General features: G+C 57.9%; 2 pseudogenes. Both read left to right on the forward strand.

What is annotated here, in order from left to right:
- Window positions 1–266: pseudogene (locus tag ACXJ7R_RS35725) on the forward strand (hypothetical protein); the annotation flags it as partial.
- 146 nt (window positions 267–412) lie between these two features.
- Window positions 413–620, forward strand: a pseudogene (locus ACXJ7R_RS35730) (hypothetical protein); the annotation flags it as partial.

Raw genomic sequence — 620 nt, forward strand, 5'->3', positions numbered from 1 at the left:
ATTTATGGCACCAACTGCTATACGCGGTGATGGTTGCCTTGTTCGTAAGTCCAGGCTTTGCGGGGATGCATGACCAAAGGCTGTTGTGGGTTTTCTCAGTTCCAGTAGCCCTCGGGGTTGGCTTCGTCAGCTTCTATCTGATCGAGCGCCCCATCAACAAATCCGGCTGGTTGGCTCGGCTGGCAGGCGTGGAGCCAAAAAAGCCGAGCGCTGCACCGTTAACTGTCGCGGCGGCCAGGACTGAGGCAATCCAGCAAGCTGTTTGAAGTTTTTCGTCAGAAACCGGGCGGTGGTGCCATGCTGGAATTGCCCGGCAACCGCCGATAGAGGATGGCTTTGGAGACTTCGGGGCTATGCACTATCGGAACGTCCAGGGCCTGCGCCGTCGCGTCATTGATGGTCCTGGTCAGTCATGTGCTTCACCCCTTTCGTGCCGATGCGGGGGCACTGGACAACGCCTTACATCTACAATTTCGGGCCTGGCGGCGTCGACATCTTCTTCGTTATTTCGGGCTTCATCATCTACACCGTTGGAGAAAGGGCCGGCAGCCAGTCCATGGACAGGGGCCGGTTTGCGTGTCGAGCGGTGGCTGCTGGACAGGGTCTGCAATGCCTTGATC

Source organism: Mesorhizobium sp. P5_C1, assembly GCF_054049815.1.